This is a genomic window from Prevotella sp. HUN102, from assembly GCF_000688375.1.
Lineage (GTDB): Bacteria > Bacteroidota > Bacteroidia > Bacteroidales > Bacteroidaceae > Prevotella.
In genome coordinates this window covers 142,874-161,545 of record NZ_JIAF01000004.1, presented here as the reverse complement: position 1 = coordinate 161,545, position 18,672 = coordinate 142,874, and the positions used below count along the sequence as shown (strand labels likewise).

Below are 18,672 nucleotides of genomic sequence, written 5' to 3'. Positions count from 1 at the left end.
ATTTCGCCTTGTTCTCATTTTGTAACTGACTGATAAATTGATAGTTTAAGTGTTTTTATTGATTGTTGTTGTTCCACTTTATTTGTTAAAAACCGAGTTTTAAGGCAAAAATAATTAACTTTTTGACTTTAAAAATTTGTTGTTTCATTTTAAAGCAGTATTTTTGCAAAGTATATTTAATACCACGCCTGACCGTCTGTCTTTGTAGACTGCAATGGAACTGGCTGTAATATGGGGAAAATCTATAATACTATAAAAATCTAAATCAAATTAGTTATGAGTAACAATGAAGATTTCAGCAAACATTCTTTGGCTGACAAGATGAAAGATGGATTGTCTTTTGTTGGTAAATTGCTGTGTACAAGAAAGTTCTGGATAGAACTGGTAATAATGACACTTGGTATGTTTGTAGCAGCACTTGGTGTTTATTTCTTCTTGATTCCAAGTAAATTAATTGTAGGATCTATTACGGGTCTTTCGCTCGTGTTGGCAAAATTGATGCCTTTCGTGTCTGTCGGAACCGTTATTTTCATTATCAATGCTGTCTTATTGGTGCTCTCGTTCTTGCTTATCGGCAATGAGTTTGGTGCAAAAACCGTATATACAGCGTTGATTCTCGGTCCTATGATTGACTTCCTCGGCACAATTTTCCCTATGTCTGAGTCTATATTTACCGTCTATGTAGCCGGGCAGGCAATCGCCAATCCGTGGTTCGACCTGCTTTGCTTCGTTGTCATTCTGAGTGCTTCGCAGAGCATTCTGTTCAGCATCAACGCTTCTACGGGTGGACTTGACATTTTGGCAAAGATTATCAACAAATATACGGGAATAAATCTTGGTACGGCAGTATCTATTGCCGGTGCGCTCATCTGTGCTACGGCGTTTGCCATCAATCCTCCAAGCCTTGTGATTATCGGTCTTATCGGTACTTGGTTGAACGGTTTGATACTCAGTCGCTTTATGATGAGTATGAATTCAAAGAACCGTGTCTTCATTATTTCAAAAGAACACGAGAAAATTAAGGACTATGTGGTCAATACATTGCGTCGAGGTGTTACTATGCACGAAATCATCGGTGGTTACAGCAATGAGAAAAATATGCAGTTGGAGATTGTATTGACCAGTGAAGACCTTGGAAAACTGATGGCTTATCTGGGTCAGAATCATATTGATTCGTTCTGTACTACTGATACCGTGAGCGAAGTTTATGGTTATTGGAATAAAAGCAAGCGTAGCAAAAATATAAGATAAGTATTCTCTCCATTGGAAAATGGAGAGCTTTACTGCTAAATCTAATATAAAATACTATGAGACTGAAAACTGTATTGGCACTGATGATGCTTGGTTCTGTTGTGGCTACGGCTCAAGAGAGTAAGCCTATTAACATCACTTTCGAGGCAAGGGGCGACTATCAGCACACAACGCTCGATGGAAAAAAGATTGCAGATGAGACAGGATTCAAGGGAAACGTGGTAAACGTAATCCTGAAAGGCGACCTTGCACCGAAATTCTCGTATGCTTTCCGACACAGATTCAACGGTATCAATAAGGATTACAATTTCTTCAATGCTACGGACTGGCTGTATCTGAAATACAAACCAACGGATAAACTTTCGTTGATCGCAGGTAAGTACATCGTCTTGGTAGCAGGATGGGAGCTGATACCTGCACCGATAGACTGCTATTTCCTCTCAGATTTCTGCTATAACTTCCCTTGTTATCAGTGGGGATTGGTAGGAGAGTACACGCCTAACGCGGGAAAGGATGTGTTCAGCGCACAGATTTGCCAGAGTCCATATCAGAAGACTTACGAAGGACTGACAGGCAATAAGGAAGATATGTATGCTTTCAACCTGATGTGGCAGGGAAGGCACGGAATATACGAAGGTCTGTGGTCTGTTAATCTGTCGGAATACGCACCGGGAAAATACATCAACTACATCTCCTTGGGCAGCAAGTTCTATCTTGGCGACAAGGTTCAGGTGGAGTTAGACCTTATGAACCGTGCTGCTTCGCATCAGACTTTCATCGGCAAGGACTGTTCGGTAATCGGGCAAGTGTCATATCAGCCTACGGAGAAGTTAAATGTCTATGCAAAGGCCAGTTACGAAGTGAACCAGTCCGGTACAGCTGCTGACTATGCAGTACAGGATGGAACGGAACTGACACGTGTAGGTGCCGGCGTTGAGTATTATCCATTGAAGGATAAGCGTCTCCGAGTACACGGAAATTACAGTTACGCTTTCGGAAAGAACACCAATTCTAACGGAGTTGTGCAAGACAAGCTCTCTTGTGTAGACGTAGGTGTAACGTGGAAAGTCAAAGTGCTCTAAGCATTGATGTTCTCATTTATTATGAATGGTATTTTTGTTTAATAAAGATGTGAATAGTCCTTTTTTTACATCACACGATAACTGGGTTAGTGATAACCCAGTTATTTTTTTGTAGCTGCTTTTCCAATGCTCCGTATCTTTTTTTAGTTGAACAAATAAGCGCAAATGACAGGAAGACGAGTGTGGATTCGTTTAACTTCCTTTAAGAAAATAGTGCTCATTATTCAGCCATTCTCTTATTATCTTTGCATCTTCAAAATGCAAGATGTTCGTCAGAAGCATCCGGAACGCTTGAGAAATTGACATAAGAAAACGATAAATAGGATATGAGTAGAGAAACAAAAAAGCAGACTTTACGAGAGGTAACTAACTTTGTATTCATTTTTATTGCGATGGCATTGGCAAGTATGGGATGGTGCGCCTTCCTCTTGCCTCACAAGATTCCGATTGGTGGAATTGCCGGATTTTCCTCCGTAATCTTTTGGAGTGCCGGAATCCCGGTGCATTACACATATCTTGCTCTGAATGGAATGCTCTTGGTGGCTGCACTGAAGGTTTTGGGCTGGCGGTTCTGCGTCAGAACCATTTTTTCTGTGGCTATTTTCACTGTACTTACTCCCATTTTCCAAAACATATTTGCAAACTCTCCCCTCTTTCCCGACCAACCATTCCTTGCGTGTATCATCGGTGGAGTGCTGTTGGGCATCGGAACCGGTGTGGCTTTGCAGTACAATGCGAGCACAGGTGGGTCGGACGTGGTGGCATCGATGATAAACAAGAATCACGATGTGTCTTTAGGAAAGGTTATCTTGGCTTGCGACCTGATCATTATCACTTCGGGCTATCTGGTTCTGAAGGACTGGGAAAACATCATCTACGGTTACATCGTGCTGTTTGTAATGACTTCCGTGGTGGATTACGTAATCAATGGTATGCGTGGCTCGGTGCAGTTCTTCGTTGTTTCTGATAAATGGGAAGAACTTGGAAATGCGATTAACAATGATGTACGCCGAGGCTGTACGCTCATCGACGCACGAGGTTTCTACACCGGAAAGGAAGTGGGAATGCTCTTTATCCTTGCCCGTCGCACGGAGGCACGCAATATATTCCGTGTGATAGACGAGATAGATCCCGAAGCCTTTGTTTCGCAGAGTGCCGTAAACGGTGTTTATGGTATCGGATTCGACCGAATGAAGGTGGGAAAGCGCAAAAAGATGGCAGAGATTGGCGCAGAAGTTAATGAAAATCAGTAACTTTGCAGTATGAATTACGAAGAATTGAAAGACAAACGCATAGCAGTATTGCTTTCAGGCGGTGTAGACAGCTCGGTGGTTGTCTACGAATTTGCACAGCTTGGACTGAAACCAGACTGCTTCTACATAAAAATCGGACCCGAGGAAAAGGAAGAATGGGATTGCAGCTCCGAAGAAGATCTGGAGATGGCAACCTCCGTCGCACGTCGTTTCGGGTGCAAGCTCGAGGTGATAGACTGTCATCAGGAGTATTGGAATCAGGTAACGAAGTACACGATGGACAAAGTGAAGGCCGGTTTTACGCCCAATCCCGACGTAATGTGCAATCGTCTGATAAAATTCGGTGCTTTCGATGAAAAGCGAGGACACGATTACGACCTCATCGCAACAGGACATTATGCGCAGACCAAATGGATAGATGGCAGGAAATGGCTCTGCACCAGTCCTGATCCGGTAAAAGACCAGACCGACTTCCTCGCACAGATATACGATTGGCAGTTGAAGAAGGCCATCTTCCCAATCGGCCATTATGAGAAGAATGAGGTGCGCGAGATTGCTGAACGAGAGACACTCATCAACGCCCGACGAAAGGATTCACAGGGAATATGCTTCCTTGGCAATATAGACTATAATGAATATGTGCGCCGTTATTTGGGCGAGCAGCCCGGCGATGTGATAGAACTGGAGACAGGGAAGAAGATTGGCAGCCACAAGGGGCTGTGGTTCCACACCATCGGACAGCGGAAAGGCTTGGGATTTGGTGGTGGTCCGTGGTTCGTAGTGAAGAAAGACGTTGAAAACAACGTGCTTTTCGTGAGCCACGGCTATGATCCTGAAACGGCATACAAGAAAGACTTCAAGGTACACGACCTGCATTGGCTGACGGAAAAGCCCCAATCGCCACTCGTATCAAACTCCGATGATGGACGGAATGCCGTAGCTGGCAACCACTTAACCGAAGAGCCTCTGCCGATTGCCGATAACTGGATTCCGATTACATTCAAAATCAGGCACACGCCCGAGTTCCATAAAGGCTATCTGGAGTTTGTTCCGAATGCGGTAACTTCTTCTTCGGAGTCTGAAAGTGTTGCACAAGTCTGCCCGGAAGAACCGAATAGCACAAAGTTTGCAGGCACTTCCTGTGCCATCGTCCATTCGCTCAGCAAGATTCACGGCGTGGCTCCGGGACAGTTCTGCGTAATCTACGATGAGGAGCACAACCGCTGTTTCGGTTCGGCGGAGATTACGGTGTAGAATTTATCTCCTTTAAAAAGTCATTGGCTATGTAGGCATCGCTGAAAATAGATATGTTCAACAGGTGGAAAAAATCCTGTGCAGTATGGTTCTTGACCAACTGCACAGGATTTTTTTGTTATTTACTGCCAGATTCGTTTTACTTCAAATTATCACGATAGAACTTTGCGAGCCTGTCAAAAGGAATGTAGTTGTTTGTTCCTCCGTCATAGAGGTCAGTATGATTGGCACCGGGAATTATGAGCAAATCCTTGTTGCTGCCCGTGAGTTTACTGTAAGCCGTCTTTCCGAAGTAAAGACTGTGTGCTTTTTCGCCGTGCATAATGAGTACTGCCGATTGTATCTCGCCAATGCGCTGCATAAAAGGCAGATTGATGAATGAGAGTGCAGAAGTCTTGTTCCAACCTCCCACCGAATTAACTGAACGGGAATGGAAACCACGCTTGGTCTCATAGTACATCGTATAGTCCTTTACAAACTGTGGTGTTGCGTCTGTCAGTTCTTCCAGTCTCAGACATCCTCCGGCACGGTCGTAATATCCTTGCCGATAATCCTTGTTGCGCTGTTCGTTCAGTCCTTGAAGCATCTTGCGCCGTGCTGTGCTGTTGTCGTCAGCATCGTTGTATCCGTTTGCCATCACGCGAGTCATATCATACATAGTCGATGCTACTGTTGCCTTAATGCGGGTGTCCATCGCAGCTGCGTTCAGCGCAATGCCTCCCCAACCACAGACACCAAGGATGCCGATACGCTCAGCATCTACATTGTTCTGTGCTGAAAGGAAGTCTACTGCTGCCGAGAAATCCTCCGTATTGATGTCGGGAGATGCCACATTACGAGGTTCGCCAGAACTTTCTCCGGTAAACGATGGATCGAAAGCAATAGTAAGGAAACCACGTTCCGCCAAAGTCTGGGCGTAAAGTCCCGAACTTTGCTCCTTCACTGCACCGAAAGGACCGCTTACTGCTATTGCAGCCAATTTGCCGGTAGCATTCTTCGGTGTGTACATATCGGCAACCAACGTGATACCATATCGGTTTACGAAAGTAACCTTTTCGTGATTCACCTTGTTGCTCTGTGGAAACACCTTGTCCCATTGCTCTGTCAGCTCCAGCTTTGCCGGCTTTGGCATAGCCGTCTGTCTCTCGTTCTGCGCACTCGTTGTCATAGTCATACTTAGAAAAAATATTGCTAAAATTGTTTGTTTCATCATTTTGCTTCTTTGTTTATGAGTGCAAAGTTATGAAAAACGTCCGATTGTTATTATAACCGAATTATTGGTAAACTTACCAATTTTATAGTTTTTGCTTCTTTACATTGATTTTCCAGATAAAAATGGTAAATTTACAGCCAAAAGCTACCATAGATTATGGAAGATTTACTCATTATCAACAACGCCAACGACTACGCCAACGATATTGGTGCACCTGTATTTCATCCCTATGTGTCCGTTGTCCATTATGACGAGGTGGGAAAAATCCGTCATTCGCTTTGCCGGTTTAATGTATATGGTATTTTCATTCAGCAGAACTTTCCTGCCGACCTCACATACGGAGTTGGCAAATATGCCACCGATGAAAATGCACTTCTTGCCTATGCTCCGGGACAAATGGGAGGCAAGGCTGATGACGGCACAGAGGAACAATACTCCGGCTGGGTGCTGCTGTTCGACCCAGAATTTATATATGGCAGCGACTTCGAGCGAAACTTAAACAACTATCACTTCTTCTCTTACAATACCAACGAAGCCCTGAAGCTGACAGAGGGGGAAATGAGCACTATCGACGGCATTATGAATGTTATCAGGCAAGAACTGATAGACGGAAAACCTCACGCCGACCGTATTGTTCAGGACTATATTCTTTTGCTTGCCGATTTCTGCAATCGCTTCTACGACCGTCAGTTTCAGCATTTTACCAATAATACGAACGATATCCTTGCTCGGTTTCAGAGCGTGCTTCTGCAATACTATGAGCAGGGAATGCAATACAAAGACGGTATTCCCAGCGTGAAATATTGTGCCGACAAGCTCTATATGTCTGCCAGTTATTTTGGCGATGTCGTTCGCAAGGCGTTAGGCGAAAGCCCCATTCGCTATATCCGTCGTTTCATTATAGAGCGTTCCAAGATGCTTTTAGCCTCTGGAAAGACGATTACAGAAACTGCATACGATATGGGGTTTGAATATCCGCAGCACCTTACACGCATTTTCAAGAAAGAGACAGGTGTGCTTCCCTCAAAATTCCTTGAAACTCTGAAATTTGGAAAAAGATGAAGATTGTTCCGGCGTATGCTGAATGATGAAACAGGAATGATGCGATATGTAAATTGAAACGTGTTTTGTAAGTTATTGAAAATCAATGAATAAAACGTCCGTTTCCAAACGTGCGAAGAATGGATTCCATTCTTCGCACGTTTGCATTGTATTTTTGCGAAGATTGCCGTGCATTCTTCGCACGTTTGGAAACGGAGATAAATACGTTTGATTTTCGAGCTGTTGAATCTGTTGCGTGTGCAGACCATAGACGCAACGTGTCGGACGGAATATTCGGATATGTTATTTGACGCAGTATCTCGCAAAGAAATCCTCGTATTCGTTCTTGTAGCCGTTGAAGACGTTGATGTCCACGTCGCCTTCAATGCCTTTCACTTTGCCGTCGGGGCTTAACTGCCAGATGCTCAGTTTCATTTCGGGCTTGTATTCGCCATAGCGGGCAATCCATACGAAATAATCGCCGGCAATGTCGGGTGCAAGCGTGAGATATTTCTTCGTGAACATCTGACTGATGTAGAGAATCGGAGCAACACCGAGTTTCTTTTTCACGACGGTCATCCAGTCGCGCACGTGCTTGAACAACACTTCCGGACCACCCATTGCCGCTATCTGCGCATCGGTCGGCTCCACGTCGAGCACCGGAGGCAGGTCGCCTTTCTGAAAACGGCTGTTGGATAGGAAGTATTCCGCCTGCGCCTTACCGGCAGAAGTGGTGGAAAAGAAGTGGTATGCGCCTACTTTTATGCCGTGCTTGCGCGCCTGTTGGTAGTCTTCGGCATAATAAGTGTTAAGCACCGTGCAGCCTTCTGTGGACTTTATGTAGATAAACGACACGGGATAATCCACCTTTCCTTCTATCTTCTTCGTGCTGAGTGTGCCGAGATGGGTTATCCGGAGGCGGTTCCAGTCGATGTTGAACCGTCGATTGTTCTTCTCGTGCTGATGTCTTGAAATGTCGATGCCGTAGATACGGTCTGCCGTGTAGGTCAGCCGTTCTCCCTTGAACACGTTATCTTTCCATTCTCCCACTTGCAGATATTCGTGAGGAGCAATGTAGATGCCGAATCCGTTGCGCTCGCCGTTCTCCCAATGTCCGTCGTAGTAGCTACCGTTGTTGCCGAAATGCTTTCCGTATCCGTTCGGAATGCTGCCTTTCAGCTCTCCCACGTAGTAGCCCAATGAGTCAGATACGCCCACTTGAAGGTCTTTGTTGAGGGCTTTCTCTGCTTTTGGAGAAATCTTTGCAAGTTCTTCCGTAGCGCGTCCGACGCCGATTTTTGTGATTACGTTGATGGGAGTGTGCTGGTCTTTGGTCTGCAAAAGCACGTTTTCATTGTCTTCGTAAGTCATTATTCTGTGGCAGACAATGCGTTTGGTGGTGTTGGAGGATACGACCGAGTATCGGTTTACCTGCTTGATGGACAGTCTTGACTCGCGCTTAATCTTCTTCAGCACGTCTATTACCCGATTGAGCGAGTCCATCTGTTGCTCAACAAACTTGTTATAGTCGGCAATCCTGTTGTAGCCAAGGTCTTGAACGCTGTGTACGCGCATAAAGTAGGTAAGTTCGTTGTGCTGTGTCTGAAAGCCGGCGAGCTTGTCGTCCGTGGCAATGAACTCACGGCGAAGCAGCTTGTGCAGCTCGTCGCTCTCCAGATTCACGATGGCCGAAGGCTTGTTTTCCCATTTCGTGAGGATGCGGCCGTAGCAACTGGGAACGACAGGATAGTGGTTTACCCAGTAGCCCTTCATTCTTACCTTGCGTGTCTTGATGGAATCCTTGCTGACGGAGCCACCGATGAGCAGCGAATCCTTGTAGTCGGCAAAATAGGCAATGGACTTTCCGTCGGCTTCCAACTGATAATAAGATTCCTGTTCGATGACCGCAGCACATTTATCCACGCTTTGCTGTGTGGGAGGCCACAGTCTGAAGAGGATATATATAATAAGGAGAGCACCGACAATGCCCCCACCTATATAAAAATGTTTACGCCGTTGATGAAAATTAAACATTTGTGAAATAATCTTTTAAACCTTGCAAAGGTAATATTTATTTCCTAACTTTGCGACCATAGAATGAAGAAATCGGTCAATATATTGTTCGTGGTTCTTATGTCGTTCATCATTGTATGGATGGGAACAGGTGTCGTGCTTATGAAGTGCGAGCATACGGGCGATGTGGCACTTCCGATTGCAGTGCAGCAGAACGACGATTGTCTGGTGATGCAGCACGAAGGATGTATGTCGATCATAGTAAGTAAGCTGACGCCAACGAACCAAGTGCAGCCTGCGAGCTTTGATTTCAAGCCGATACAGCTCTTGTTGCTTTCTTTGTTCGTTACAGTTTCATCCTTATTGCCCCTGCCGATTGTAGCAGAGGAGCGCAAGAAGATACTTTCTTATAAGTGGCACAGCCCTCCAAGGCAGTATCTCAACAAACTTACAACACTCTTGATTTAAACCGTTTGAGGGCACAAGGCGTTAGTGTTCTTGTGCGTTCGTGTCTTGCAGTTGCTGACAACTGCAAGCAGATTGTCGTTGCTTTCGGTTGAAGGCAGCGAGGCTCATACGCCGTTGTGCGGTGACCATACTATTATTAACGGCAGGGCAAATTTCCATTGCCTTCAAATAAATCAAGAAATGAATAAGAAGTTACAGATATTGGGCTTCGTGTCGTTGCTCGTTTCCCCTGTTTTGGCACAGGAAGCGGCAACCGATACGACGGCTATGCTTGAGAATCAGCAGTTGGACAACGTAATGGTGTCTGCAAGAAAGGCCGGCGTGCGCCGTATGGCTGGTGCCGTGAATGGGCAGCAGATGTTCCGCGAGGAACTCTTCAAGGCCGCGTGCTGCAATCTCGGCGAGAGTTTTGTGAACAACGCATCGGTCGATGTGAATTATTCTGACGCCACAACGGGTGCGAAACAGATAAAACTGCTGGGGCTCAGCGGCACATACGTGCAGATGCTTACCGAGAATCTGCCCAATTTCCGTGGTGCGGCTATGCCTTACGGCTTGGGATATGTGCCCGGAAGTTGGATGAAGAGCCTTCAGGTAAGCAAGGGAAACTCGTCGGTAAAGAACGGTTACGAGGCGATGACGGGACAGATAAACGTGGAATACGTGAAACCCGAGGATGAAAAAGGTGCAACCGTCAATCTCTATGGCAGCACGATGGGGAAGTTTGAAGCAAACGTTGATGCCAACCATCATATAAACGGAAATAAAAACCTGAGTACGGAGATTCTCGGGCACTTTGAAAACAGTTGGGGAAAGCACGACGGAAACGGCGACGGATTCCAAGATGACCCACAGGTGCGCCAGTATAATTTCCAGAACAGATGGTACTGGCAGACGCGCAACTATGTCTTGCACGCAGGCATCGGAGTCTTGAAGGAAGACCGTATGAGCGGGCAGACTGCTCATTCGCATCATCTATCGCCGACTGCCGAACCGTTCAGAATCAATATCGGTACGGAGCGTTACGAGGCATACGTGAAGAATGCCTATCTCTTCAACGATAATCACGGAAGCAACATAGCCTTGATGGGAACTGTGTCGATGCACAAGCAGAATGCAGCGTTTGGAATCAAGCAGTACGGCGTGAATGAGAAGAATGCGTACGCCTCGCTGATGTATGAAACCAACTTCACTCCCTCGCATAATCTTTCCGTCGGATTGAGTCTCAACCACGATTACCTGCATCAGGGCACGGCGTTGGCGAATGTTCCCGGCACGGCTTCCGACTATGGAAACGTGTATCCGATGGCTAATAATGTTGAGAGCGAGACCACTCCCGGTGCTTATGCGCAATACACCTACACTATCGGCAGCAGATTTACGGCAATGGCAGGCATCCGTATCGACCACAGCAATGTCTACGGCACGTTCGTTACGCCCCGTTTCCACGTGAAGTGGACGCCGGCCGACTTCCTTACGGTTCGCCTTTCAGCCGGAAAGGGCTACCGTTCGCCCCACGCTCTGGCCGAAAACAATTTCCTGATGGCGTCCGGCCGTAAGCTGATAGTGGACAGAATGGAACAGGAACGTGCGTGGAACTATGGTGCCAACCTCGCATTCCTGATTCCGATAATGAACAAGACGCTGAAGCTGAATGCCGAGTACTACTATACGGATTTCAGCCGTCAGATGATAGTGGACTATGACACGAATCCGACGGAGCTGCGCATCACGAACCTGAAAGGCAAGAGCTATTCACATACTTTCCAAGTGGACGCAAGCTATCCGTTCTTCAAGGGATTTGAGCTGACGGCCGCCTATCGGAACAATCTCGTGAAAGCTACCTTCAACGGTCAGTTGATGTGGAAGCCCTTGCAGAGCAGATATAAGGGATTGCTTACGGCAAGCTACAAGTCGCCGCTCGGACTATGGCAGTTCGATGCCACCTTTGCCTTGAACGGTGGCGGCCGTATGCCAACGCCCTATTCATTGGCGAACGGCGGATTGTCTTGGGCAAGGGATTACAGTGCCTATGGTCAGGTCAATGCCCAGATCACGCGCACTTTCCGTCATTTCTCAGTATATGTGGGAGGCGAGAATCTCACGAATTACAAGCAGAAGAACCCGATTATCGGCTATCACGACCCTTGGAGCACAGGCTTTGAACCGACGATGGTGTATGGTCCTGTAACGGGTGCGATGGGATATGTGGGCGTAAGAATCAATCTGGGCGACAGATTATAGTTCGGGAATCCTCAATCCCGAGGTTTTTAATAGAGAAACAAACAAGGGAATATGGAGGAAGTCAGGATATCGATTCTGAAATTCCGGTCAATGCTTCGATGGCTTGTCCGTAAATCCCAATGAATGAAATGTATTTGACTTCCCGTTAACTCCCGATAAATAACAAAACAATAAATATAAGGAGTATGAAAAAGAGTATTTTCACATTGATGCTGCTCCTGACGGCAATGGCAGCATCGGCAAAGGACATTAAGACCGTGGTTTTCACAACCACTCCACAGATGCACTGTGAGAGTTGCGAGAACAAGATTAAGGGTAATCTGCGCTTTGAAAAAGGCGTGAAGCAGATTGAAACGAATGTGGAGGAGCAGAAGGTTTTCGTAACCTACGATGCCGACAAGACCACAGAGGAAAAGCTCCGTAAGGCTTTCGAGACATTTGGCTACAAGGCCGAGAAGACAACCAAGGATGTAAAGGTGGTTGCTCACGAGGGCGAGGAATGCAGAAATATGTAATTTAGCGAGCAGTTTTGGCTGAAATTGAAAATGGAAGCTGTCGTTTTGATTTTCGATGGATGCGCGCAGGACCGGGACAAGAACTTGGCCGACAGGATGTTTTTTACTATCTTGATCAGCTTTTCTTGTCCCGGATTTATGCCTTTATTTTTATATTGTGCAATGGGTTGACTATCAATGAATTGCAAACAGACCCCTCAAACCCTCCAAAAAGTACTATCGTTTTGGGTAAAAAGTACTATCGTTTCAGTCAAAAAGTACTATCGTTTTTCGTTTAAGCAAGTATCGGATAGGAATTAAGCCAGTAGATAGAACAAAACGGGCAATTCGGATTTATGGAATACGGCAGATGCTTACTGATTTATAAGTGGCTGAAAATCAAAGGATATTTTTATCGTTTCCAAACGTGCGAAGAATGCGTTTCAATCTTCGCAAGAATGGAATGCAAATGACCGAAGATTGCATTGCATTCTTCGGTCATTTGCAAAACGGGTTTTCAACTGTCGGAAATAGCTCTTGAATCAGTCGGTTCCGGATAACTCTGAAATGATAGGACGTCTGATTTTATACGAAAGAACTCGGTTGAATCCCAAGCACGGATTCAACCGAGTTCTTTGTTATGCTCTTGCGTCGTTACTTTAGAATCTGTTCCCAGTTGTCAGCCAGTTGGCGGATGTCTGGAAAGAGAATGTTTGCTCCCTCGTTGAGCAAGGTCGCATCGGGGAGCGGCCCGCTATTGACGGCAATCGTGAAGCAATGGGCTGCTATGCCTGCACGGATGCCGAGAGGGGCGTTTTCTACTACGATTCCTTCGTGCGGTGCATAGTTTCCGGCTTTCTGCAATCCCATAAGATAAGGGTCGGGGAAAGGTTTGCCGCATTTCACGTCGAAAGCTGTGGTAACTTGGTTTTCGGTGATAAACTCGCTGAAATCGTTGATGAGGCGTTCGATCAATGCCCGCTGGCCGCTGCCGGTAACAACTCCGATTTTCAATCCGGCAGCCTTTATCTTCCACATCAAGTCCTTCACGCCATCAAAGATAGGCGGCTCGGGCATTTCGTGGAAGTACTTTGCCTTCAACTGATAGATGGCTTCGGCCTCTTCGTCGGATAAATCCTTGTCCAACTGTTCCTTTGCATATCGCTTTACCGTATCAACGCCACGCGCGCCTTCGGTAGCGTAGGCATCTTGTGCTGTAAATTTAATTCCGTTCTCGGTCATTGCCTTCGTCCATACTTGTGCGTGGTTGGGCATAGAGTCGTAGAGTATGCCGTCCATATCGAACAGTACCACCTTGGGGGCAAATGGTTCGGAAGAAGTTTCGTTGTATTTCTTGATTGATGGTTGGAACATAGCGCAATGAAAAAGACCTCTTCCCATTGCTTTTCTCCGAGAGGGAGGACAGGGGAGGAGGTCGGTTTGTTTTTTATAGTCTTTCTCTGATGGCCTTGCTTTCTGCCTCGTATCCGGGCTTGTTGAGCAATGCGAACATATTCTTCTTGTAGGCTTCCACCCCCGGTTGGTTGAATGGGTTCACTTCCTGAATGAGACCGCTGATGCCGCAGGCCTTTTCAAAGAAGTAAATCATCTGTCCGAGATAGTATTCGTTGATTGTGGGAACGCTGACACGGATGTTTGGAACGCCGCCGTCCACGTGGGCGAGGAGTGTGCCGAGCTCTGCCATCTTGTTTACTTCGTCAATGCGCTTGCCTTCGAGGAAGTTCAGGCCGTCGAGGTTCTCGTCGTCGTGTGGGAAGAGCAGCTTCCTGTTGGGGTCTTCGATGGAGATAACCGTCTCGAAGATGGAACGCTCGCCTTCCTGAATCCATTGTCCCATTGAGTGAAGGTCTGTCGTGAAGTCGCAGGCAGCGGGGAAAATGCCCTTCAAGTCCTTGCCTTCGCTCTCTCCGTAGAGCTGCTTCCACCATTCAGACATAAAGTGGAGCTTGGGCTGATAGTTCACGATTATCTCGATTTTCTTGCCAGCCTGTGCGTAGAGTGCCTGACGAACGGCTGCATAGCGTGCGGCAATGTTCTGGGCGAAAGGAACGTCGTTGGCTGTTTCTTGCTCCATAACCTGTGCGCCTTCAACCAATTTCTTTATATCGAAGCCTGCAACGGCGATTGGGAGCAGACCTACGGGAGTGAGAACTGAGAAACGGCCGCCGATGTTGTCTGGAATAACGAATGTCTTGTAGCCTTCCTGAGTTGCGGCGGTGCGTGCAGCACCCTTTGTTGCATCGGTTACGGCAACGATAACGTCCTTTGCCTCTGCCTTGCCGCGCTGTGTTTCGCATTGCTTCTTCAGCAGACGGAAGGCAAGGGCTGTCTCTGTTGTAGTGCCGGATTTGGATATGTTGATGACACCGAACTTCTTATCTTTCAGGTATTCCGTGAGTTCATAGAGGTAGTCTTCGCCGATATTGTTGCCGGCGAACAGAATAGTGGGGTTCTTCCTGTCGTTTTCCAGCCAAGCAAAGCTGTTGCCCAACGCTTCGATTACGGCACGCGCACCGAGATATGAGCCGCCGATGCCGGCCACTACAACCACTTCGCACTTCTCACGAAGTGTGTCTGCTACTGCCTGAACCTCATTTAGAAATGCTTCTGTGATACTTGATGGCAAGTGGAGCCAACCAAGAAAGTCGTTACCCGGGCAAGTTCCGTTCTCGAGTGCCTCCTGAGCAGCAGCTACCTGTGGTGCAAGTGCCTCAACTGCACCCGGATTCAAGAACTGAACAGCCTTTGAAATGTCTAATTTGATACTTTCCATTTGTTAATTATCTGAATAAATTTGTTGTTTACCTGAATGAATCAGTTAATAATTTTATTTCTACCTGTGGACTGATACGTTCGTAAAGAATGTTATATACGGCGTCAAGGATAGGCATATTCACGTGAAGATGCCGGTTGATTTCCTTCATACACTTTGTTCCGAAATATCCCTCTGCAATCATTTCCATTTCCATCTGTGCCGACTTCACGCTGTATCCTTTTCCTATCATCATACCGAAAGTACGGTTACGGCTGAAGTTGCTGTACCCTGTAACGAGTTGATCACCGAGATATACGCTGTCAATCATTGAGCGTTGTATGGGATTTATGGAAGTGAGTGCGCGTTCCATTTCCTGCATTGCATTGGAAATGATGACGGATTGGAAATTGTCTCCATACTTCAATCCCGCACAAATGCCTGATGCTATTGCGTAGACATTCTTCAATACGGAAGCGTATTCTATGCCGATAACATCGGGCGAGGTTTTCGTCTTTACATAGCTTGAGGACAAAACTTCGGTCAGTGCCTGTGCCTTTTCCTGATCGGTGCAACCTACTGTAAGGTAGGTTAGGCGTTCCATAGCCACTTCTTCGGCATGCGACGGCCCACCAATGACGGCAAGATTTTCGTCGGGCACATTGAAAATGCGGTGGAAATACTCTGAACAAACCAAGTTCTCGTCTGGCACGATACCCTTGATTGCCGTAACGATGAACTTATCATTCAATTTCGTCTTTACCTTTTTCAACAGCGTTTTCAGATAAGGCGATGGCGTAACGAAAATCAAGGTGTCGTAATCCTGTATCAAACGGTTGATGTCTGACGAAAAAGTTATTTCATTTACATCGAAGTGTGCGCTTGTCAGATACGTTGGATTGTGTCCGAGTCTTCGGAAATCGTCGATTTTTTCTTCGCGTCGGAAGTACCAACCGATGTGATGAGTGTGCTCCACCACAATCTTTGCGATAGCCGTTGCCCAACTTCCGCTTCCGATGACTGCTATGTTTCCTACGTCGTACATAAGTTTTCAAAAACACCTTTGCATCCTCTTTTCAGGAGAGGAGCGAAAGGTGTGTTTATTGGTTGTTTTATTTGGTATTAATTCCCACCGTATTCATAGTTAGAAGTATGCCGCTTCTAAAAGAATCTGCCCCATTTTAGCCTGCTTGGAAGTTTATTCGGAAACTTCTTTCTTCGCATTTAAAGCCCTCCTCCCATTAAGAGAGGAGGTGGAGGTGGGTTGTTTTATTGTGCTTTGTCAATCCATTGCTGGATTTCCTCAACAGACGGCTTCTCGTAGCCGAGCTTATACTTCTTGTTTATTTCGCCGAGTTTCTGCTGCAAGCCCTGTGCTTTTTCGTCCTTGATGTTTTGAATAAGGTTGAAACCACATTTACGGAGCACGTAAACCCAGTCTTCTGCCACGCCGATTTCCGCCCATTCCTTGATACTGCTCTGCGGCATCTTGGCCTCGGGCTTCATCTGTGGGAAGAGCAATACCTCCTGAATGTATTCCTTTCCGGTCATAAGCATAACCAGACGATCGATACCGATACCGATACCCGACGTAGGAGGCATACCATACTGCAATGAACGCAGGAAATCCTGATCGATAATCATTGCTTCATCATCGCCATTGTCAGCAAGACGCATCTGTTCCTTGAAACGTTCTTCCTGATCGATAGGGTCGTTGAGCTCGGAGTAGGCGTTTGCCAATTCCTTGCCGTTTACCATCAGTTCAAAGCGTTCTGTAAGACCCGGTTTCGAGCGGTGCATCTTTGTCAATGGAGACATCTCAACCGGATAGTCGATAATGAAAGTAGGCTGAATGTAAGTGCCTTCGCAGAACTCGCCGAATATCTCGTCTATCAGCTTGCCCTTGCCGAAACTTTCATCGATACCTTCCAGTTTAAGGTCATTGACAGCGATGCTGCGGATTTCCTCTTCGGTCTTCTCATAAAGGTCGAAACCGGTCTTTTCCTTGATAGCTTCGAGAATGGGAAGACGACGGAAAGGAGCTTTGAAACTGATAAGGTTCTCGCCCACCTGAACTTCGGGCTTGCCATTAACCTCTGTACAAATCTTTTCCAAGAGTTGCTCGGTAAAACTCATCATCCAGTTATAGTCCTTGTACTGAACATAGAGTTCCATACAGGTAAATTCCGGGTTGTGGAAACGGTCCATACCCTCGTTACGGAAGTTCTTTCCGATTTCGTAAACACCCTCAAATCCACCAACAATCAGACGCTTCAGATACAGTTCCGTAGCGATGCGCATATACATATCAGTATTAAGCGCATTGAAGTGTGTGATGAACGGGCGCGCACTCGCACCACCGGGGATAGTCTGCAATGTTGGAGTCTCCACCTCGGTATAGCCTGCTTCGTCGAAGAAGTTGCGCATCGTGCGCAATACGGTCGCACGCTTGAGGAACGTATCTTTTACGCCGTCATTCACAACGAGGTCTACGTAACGCTGACGATAGCGCATTTCCGGGTCATCAAACTTATCGTAAGCCACACCATCCTTGTATTTCACTACCGGCATTGGCTTCAAACTCTTTGAAAGAAGCGTGATTTCCTCTGCGTGAACAGAGATTTCGCCCATCTGTGTCTTGAAGACAAAGCCCTTGATGCCTACGAAGTCGCCGATATCTAAAAGTTTCTTGAAAAGAACATTGTATGTATCCTTATTCTCTCCCGGACAAAGTTCGTCGCGGGTAACATATACTTGGATGCGTCCTTTGCTATCCTGTATCTCAGCAAACGAAGCCTTACCCATCACACGGCGTCCCATAAGTCGGCCTGCAATGACTACTTCGCGCTTTTCATCTTCCTTGAATTCAGATTTTATGTCCGTAGAATATGCATTGGTTGGAAACTCTGCTGCTGGATATGGGTCGATGCCCAGATTGCGCAGCTCCTGTAAGCTCTGACGGCGCACAATCTCTTGTTCTGATAATTCTAAAACGTTCATTATTTAATCGAATATATTCTATATAGGTTGCAAATTTAATAAATTATTTGCACAATATTGCGCTTTTTATCTTTTTTATACATAAGCACCTATCGGACGAACTAAATTTGTAGATAGTCTGTCGCAAGATTTTGCCGGTATCGCCGTTTCCGTCAGACTGGAATTTAAGACAGTCTTGTGCTTTAAATATTTGCAAACTTGCAAATGGTTGAAAATCAGATGATAAAATAATGGTTTCCAATCTTCGCAAGAATGCGTTTCAATCTTGCGAAGATTGCGCTGCGTTTTTGCGAAGATTGCATTGCATTCTTCGCACGTTTGAAAATCCGTATTTCATAACCTGTCGGCAATGGCTGTTTGGTTTCCGAATCGGTAATATGAAACTGACTGCAAACAAGCAAGAAACGGAAGAAGAAACAGGTATGCGCAGACGGGGATGTTCCGAATATGAGGGCGATATGTTGCAAGTTCAGCACAGAACTTACGGAATCAAGGAGAGGAGTTTCTGACATCCTTTCCGGCGAATGGAGGGTGGAAGATTGCTTCTTTATTGCACTTTGCTGCAATCTTTGCGCATTTTTTTGTA

Annotated in this window: 15 protein-coding genes; 9 read left to right on the top strand and 6 right to left on the bottom strand. The window is 46.2% G+C overall.

The annotated features are described in order from the left end of the window. Positions 1-321 precede the first annotated feature (321 nt). From P150_RS0105460 to mnmA, 4 genes are all read left to right on the top strand, one after another. Positions 322-1,251, top strand: coding sequence for a YitT family protein (locus P150_RS0105460; RefSeq protein ID WP_369793332.1), 930 nt, complete (start codon positions 322-324; stop codon positions 1,249-1,251). A 56-nt stretch (positions 1,252-1,307) separates the two neighbouring features. Beyond that, the gene (locus P150_RS0105455; protein WP_028896806.1) at positions 1,308-2,333 is read left to right on the top strand and encodes a porin; all 1,026 of its coding nucleotides are present in this window, start codon (positions 1,308-1,310) and stop codon (positions 2,331-2,333) included. A 326-nt stretch (positions 2,334-2,659) separates the two neighbouring features. Beyond that, positions 2,660-3,586, top strand: coding sequence for a YitT family protein (locus P150_RS0105450; RefSeq protein ID WP_028896805.1), 927 nt, complete (start codon positions 2,660-2,662; stop codon positions 3,584-3,586). A gap of 9 nt (positions 3,587-3,595) precedes the next feature. After that, on the top strand, positions 3,596-4,840 hold the full coding sequence (gene mnmA, locus P150_RS0105445) for a tRNA 2-thiouridine(34) synthase MnmA (protein WP_028896804.1): 1,245 nt from the start codon (positions 3,596-3,598) through the stop codon (positions 4,838-4,840). Between the two features lie 139 nt (positions 4,841-4,979). On the opposite strand, the gene P150_RS0105440 is transcribed toward mnmA, so the two are convergent. Next, complete coding sequence (locus tag P150_RS0105440; RefSeq protein WP_051617669.1) at positions 4,980-6,014, bottom strand: alpha/beta hydrolase; 1,035 nt, start codon at positions 6,012-6,014, stop codon at positions 4,980-4,982. Positions 6,015-6,209: 195 nt separating this feature from the next. On the opposite strand from P150_RS0105440, the gene P150_RS0105435 reads away from it, so the two are divergent. Next, on the top strand, positions 6,210-7,115 hold the full coding sequence (locus tag P150_RS0105435) for an AraC family transcriptional regulator (RefSeq protein ID WP_028896802.1): 906 nt from the start codon (positions 6,210-6,212) through the stop codon (positions 7,113-7,115). Positions 7,116-7,397: 282 nt separating this feature from the next. Here the strand turns inward: P150_RS0105435 and P150_RS0105425 are convergent, their stop codons facing one another. After that, positions 7,398-9,128 (bottom strand): GH25 family lysozyme, encoded by a 1,731-nt coding sequence (locus tag P150_RS0105425; protein ID WP_028896801.1) that lies wholly within the window; start codon positions 9,126-9,128, stop codon positions 7,398-7,400. Between the two features lie 63 nt (positions 9,129-9,191). Here P150_RS0105425 and P150_RS0105420 point away from each other — a divergent pair, with 63 nt between their 5' ends. The 3 genes from P150_RS0105420 to P150_RS0105410 all read left to right on the top strand — a co-directional run bounded on the left by P150_RS0105420 (position 9,192) and on the right by P150_RS0105410 (position 12,334). Continuing rightward, positions 9,192-9,575 (top strand): hypothetical protein, encoded by a 384-nt coding sequence (locus P150_RS0105420; protein ID WP_028896800.1) that lies wholly within the window; start codon positions 9,192-9,194, stop codon positions 9,573-9,575. 180 nt (positions 9,576-9,755) lie between these two features. Next, positions 9,756-11,819: a TonB-dependent siderophore receptor gene (locus P150_RS0105415; protein WP_028896799.1), complete on the top strand. Its 2,064-nt coding sequence runs from the start codon at positions 9,756-9,758 to the stop codon at positions 11,817-11,819. A 185-nt stretch (positions 11,820-12,004) separates the two neighbouring features. Then, entirely contained in the window at positions 12,005-12,334 is a 330-nt protein-coding gene (locus tag P150_RS0105410) for a heavy-metal-associated domain-containing protein (protein ID WP_028896798.1), read from the top strand. Positions 12,335-12,967: 633 nt separating this feature from the next. On the opposite strand, the gene P150_RS0105400 is transcribed toward P150_RS0105410, so the two are convergent. The 4 genes from P150_RS0105400 to lysS form a co-directional block, all read right to left on the bottom strand. Next, the gene (locus tag P150_RS0105400) at positions 12,968-13,687 is read right to left on the bottom strand and encodes an HAD family phosphatase (RefSeq protein WP_028896797.1); all 720 of its coding nucleotides are present in this window, start codon (positions 13,685-13,687) and stop codon (positions 12,968-12,970) included. Positions 13,688-13,760: 73 nt separating this feature from the next. Then, positions 13,761-15,107 carry a glucose-6-phosphate isomerase gene (locus P150_RS0105395; RefSeq protein WP_028896796.1) on the bottom strand — a complete coding sequence of 449 codons (1,347 nt, stop codon included), beginning with the start codon at positions 15,105-15,107 and terminating at the stop codon, positions 13,761-13,763. Positions 15,108-15,135: 28 nt separating this feature from the next. Then, complete coding sequence (locus tag P150_RS0105390; protein WP_028896795.1) at positions 15,136-16,131, bottom strand: NAD(P)H-dependent glycerol-3-phosphate dehydrogenase; 996 nt, start codon at positions 16,129-16,131, stop codon at positions 15,136-15,138. A 224-nt stretch (positions 16,132-16,355) separates the two neighbouring features. Further along, positions 16,356-18,086 carry a lysine--tRNA ligase gene (gene lysS, locus P150_RS0105385; RefSeq protein WP_028896794.1) on the bottom strand — a complete coding sequence of 577 codons (1,731 nt, stop codon included), beginning with the start codon at positions 18,084-18,086 and terminating at the stop codon, positions 16,356-16,358. 377 nt (positions 18,087-18,463) lie between these two features. On the opposite strand from lysS, the gene P150_RS18120 reads away from it, so the two are divergent. Next, on the top strand, positions 18,464-18,595 hold the full coding sequence (locus P150_RS18120) for a hypothetical protein (protein WP_255327170.1): 132 nt from the start codon (positions 18,464-18,466) through the stop codon (positions 18,593-18,595). The last annotated feature ends 77 nt before the right edge of the window (positions 18,596-18,672 follow it).

Coding starts and splice junctions, on each gene's coding strand:
- P150_RS0105390 (WP_028896795.1), bottom strand. CDS start 16,131: ATGTACGACGTAGGAAACATAGCAGTCATCGGAAGCGGAAGTTGGGCA.
- P150_RS0105450 (WP_028896805.1), top strand. CDS start 2,660: ATGAGTAGAGAAACAAAAAAGCAGACTTTACGAGAGGTAACTAACTTT.
- P150_RS18120 (WP_255327170.1), top strand. CDS start 18,464: ATGAAACTGACTGCAAACAAGCAAGAAACGGAAGAAGAAACAGGTATG.
- P150_RS0105460 (WP_369793332.1), top strand. CDS start 322: ATGAAAGATGGATTGTCTTTTGTTGGTAAATTGCTGTGTACAAGAAAG.
- P150_RS0105410 (WP_028896798.1), top strand. CDS start 12,005: ATGAAAAAGAGTATTTTCACATTGATGCTGCTCCTGACGGCAATGGCA.
- P150_RS0105400 (WP_028896797.1), bottom strand. CDS start 13,687: ATGTTCCAACCATCAATCAAGAAATACAACGAAACTTCTTCCGAACCA.
- P150_RS0105455 (WP_028896806.1), top strand. CDS start 1,308: ATGAGACTGAAAACTGTATTGGCACTGATGATGCTTGGTTCTGTTGTG.
- P150_RS0105420 (WP_028896800.1), top strand. CDS start 9,192: ATGAAGAAATCGGTCAATATATTGTTCGTGGTTCTTATGTCGTTCATC.
- P150_RS0105440 (WP_051617669.1), bottom strand. CDS start 6,014: ATGACTATGACAACGAGTGCGCAGAACGAGAGACAGACGGCTATGCCA.
- P150_RS0105395 (WP_028896796.1), bottom strand. CDS start 15,107: ATGGAAAGTATCAAATTAGACATTTCAAAGGCTGTTCAGTTCTTGAAT.
- lysS (WP_028896794.1), bottom strand. CDS start 18,086: ATGAACGTTTTAGAATTATCAGAACAAGAGATTGTGCGCCGTCAGAGC.
- mnmA (WP_028896804.1), top strand. CDS start 3,596: ATGAATTACGAAGAATTGAAAGACAAACGCATAGCAGTATTGCTTTCA.
- P150_RS0105415 (WP_028896799.1), top strand. CDS start 9,756: ATGAATAAGAAGTTACAGATATTGGGCTTCGTGTCGTTGCTCGTTTCC.
- P150_RS0105435 (WP_028896802.1), top strand. CDS start 6,210: ATGGAAGATTTACTCATTATCAACAACGCCAACGACTACGCCAACGAT.
- P150_RS0105425 (WP_028896801.1), bottom strand. CDS start 9,128: ATGTTTAATTTTCATCAACGGCGTAAACATTTTTATATAGGTGGGGGC.